3 protein-coding genes are annotated in these 2,618 nt (G+C 60.8%); all 3 read left to right on the top strand.

Annotated elements, in window-relative coordinates; translation table 11 throughout:
- Positions 1 to 451 (top strand): sulfatase-like hydrolase/transferase (locus tag Q0176_RS08640; protein WP_299301597.1); only part of this gene is annotated, 451 nt, incomplete at its 5' end.
- A gap of 44 nt (positions 452 to 495) precedes the next feature.
- A complete protein-coding gene (gene gmd, locus Q0176_RS08645; RefSeq protein ID WP_299301599.1) occupies positions 496 to 1,587 on the top strand; it encodes a GDP-mannose 4,6-dehydratase in 1,092 nt (363 codons plus the stop codon).
- An 8-nt stretch (positions 1,588 to 1,595) separates the two neighbouring features.
- Positions 1,596 to 2,534 carry a GDP-L-fucose synthase gene (locus Q0176_RS08650; protein WP_299301601.1) on the top strand — a complete coding sequence of 313 codons (939 nt, stop codon included), beginning with the start codon at positions 1,596 to 1,598 and terminating at the stop codon, positions 2,532 to 2,534.
- The last annotated feature ends 84 nt before the right edge of the window (positions 2,535 to 2,618 follow it).

Below are 2,618 nucleotides of genomic sequence, written 5' to 3' on the forward strand. Positions count from 1 at the left end.
TGTCCGTTTTAATGTGGATGGGTTTGTTGCCGCTCTTTTGGGGGACGAACCACTTTCTTTGCCGGATACCACGGTTTTGTGGGTGTCGGATCATGGGCAAAGTTTTCAGGAGGATGGACAGATAGAGTCTCATAGCAGCGGATACTTGGAACAGGCTCTGGTCCCCTTCATGCTTTTCAGCACAGAGCCTTGGGTTTCGGAGCATGTGCGACGTCCGGAGGCTATAGGGGGAACTTTGAGCCAGCTGAACATCTATCCAACCTTGATGTCTGTTTTCGAACGTCGTCAAAATGTCCGTAGAGGTGATTTCCTATCACTCTTCTGGAGCGGAGAATGGCGTTCCCCTCCACTGTTCTATATAAGCGGCGGTTCACTTTGGAATTCGGTCCTGTCAGCCCCATCGGTCAGTAATGATAGGGTTGTTCTCCGGTCCGAAAAATATATGTATTGAATCGAATGACGATGAATGGCTATACAACAGATGAGGAAAAGTAGATGAAAACAGCGCTGATCTCGGGCATCACCGGCCAGGATGGGGCCTATCTGGCCTCGTTCCTGCTGAGGAAGGGGTACGCCGTCCATGGCGTCAAGCGGCGCAGCTCGCTCTTCAACACCGCCCGTATCGATGGGCTCTATGAGGACCTGCACGAGAAGGACCCGCACTTTTTCCTGCATTATGGAGACTTGACGGATGCCAGCAACCTGATCCGCATCATCCAGCAGGTCAGGCCCGACGAGATCTACAACCTCGCCGCGCAGAGCCACGTCAAGGTCTCGTTCGAGACCCCGGAGTACACGGCCAACTCCGACGCGCTGGGGACTCTGCGCCTCCTGGAGGCCATACGCATCCTGGGGCTGGAGGACCACACGCGTTTCTACCAGGCATCGACCAGCGAGCTTTTCGGCAAGGTCCGGGAGACGCCTCAGAGCGAGACGACGCCCTTCTATCCCCGCAGCCCCTATGCCGCGGCCAAGCTCTACGCCTACTGGATCACCGTCAATTATCGGGAGGCCTACGGCATCTTCGCCTCGAACGGCATCCTGTTCAACCACGAGTCGGAGCTTCGCGGCGAGACGTTCGTGACGCGCAAGATCACGCGTGCGGCGGCCCGCATCGCGCTGGGGCTCCAGGACAGGACATGGCTGGGCAACCTGGATGCCAAGCGCGATTGGGGACATGCCGAGGACTATGTCGAGGCCATGTGGCGCATCCTCCAGCACGACAGGCCGGACGACTTCGTCGTCGCGACGGGGGAGACCCATTCGGTGCGCGAGTTCGCCTCGCTGGCCTTCAGGGAGGCGGGGCTTGAGCTGGAATGGCATGGGAAGGGCCTGGATGAGAAGGGGGTGGAGGCCGGGACCGGACGCGTCCTGGTGGAGGTGGATCCTCGTTATTTCCGCCCGACGGAGGTCGAGCTTCTGCTGGGCGACCCCTCCAAGGCCGAACGGGAGCTGGGCTGGAAGCGGCGGGTATCGTTCGAGGACCTGGTGCGCCGAATGGTGCGTTACGACATGGAACTCTTCCGCAAGGATATTCTGGTGAAGGACGCGGGCTACGAGGTCCGCAGCGCGCTGGAGGAATTGTGATGCAGAGGATGACGCCGGGCTCCAGAATCTATGTCGCCGGCCACCGGGGGCTGGTGGGGTCGGCCCTGGTGCGCCGCTTGGAGCGGGCCGGATTCCAGGACCTGATCCTCAGGACGCGCTCCGAACTGGACCTGTGCTCCCAGGCGGAGGTGCGTTCTTTTTTCGAGGCCGAGAGGCCGGAGTTCGTATTCCTGGCCGCGGCGAAGGTCGGGGGCATCCATGCCAACAGCGCGTTTCCGGCGGACTTCATCTATGAGAACCTGATCGTCGAGGCCAACGTGATCCACGAGAGCTGGAGGAACGGGGTCAAGAAACTTCTTTTTCTGGGCAGCTCCTGTATCTATCCTAAGCTTGCGCCCCAGCCGATGCGCGAGGACGCCCTGCTGACGAGCGCGCTCGAGCCGACGAACGAGCCCTACGCCATCGCCAAGATCGCCGGAATCAAGCTCTGTCAGGCCTACAACCGGCAGTATGGGATGGACTTCATCTCCGTGATGCCCACCAATCTCTATGGCCCCGGGGACAACTTCGGGCTCGAGAACTCCCACGTCCTCCCCGCGATGATCCGCAGGATGCACGACGCCAGGGTTTCGGGTGCGCCGTCCGTTACCCTGTGGGGTACGGGGACGCCCAGGCGCGAGTTCCTTTACGTCGACGACCTGGCGGATGCCTGCCTTTTCCTTATGGAACGCTACGACGGACCGGACATCGTGAATATCGGCACGGGCGAGGACCTGACGATCCGGGAGCTCGCGGAGCGGGTGCGCGGTGCGGTGGGCTACGGCGGAGAGCTGGCCTGGGACGCCGCCCGGCCCGACGGGACGCCGCGCAAACTTCTGGACGTCTCCTTTCTGCATGGTCTGGGCTGGCGGCACACGGTGGAACTGGACGAGGGGCTGCGCCGCACGTACGCCGCCTTTCTCTCGGGAAGACAAAGGGATTTTTAGGCGGATGACCGCTTGCTGCCGTGCCCGCCGCTTGTGAATTGCGGGGAAATGAAATGGCCGGAGGTTGCGCTATAATAAAATATC

The sequence above is a fragment of the uncultured Fretibacterium sp. genome, from assembly GCF_938040765.1.
In the GTDB taxonomy this organism is placed as follows: Bacteria; Synergistota; Synergistia; order Synergistales; family Aminobacteriaceae; genus CAJPSE01.

Bases quoted from the DNA above. Each gene is read 5' to 3' on its own strand.
- gmd (WP_299301599.1), top strand. From the start codon at position 496: ATGAAAACAGCGCTGATCTCGGGCATCACCGGCCAGGATGGGGCCTAT.
- Q0176_RS08650 (WP_299301601.1), top strand. From the start codon at position 1,596: ATGACGCCGGGCTCCAGAATCTATGTCGCCGGCCACCGGGGGCTGGTG.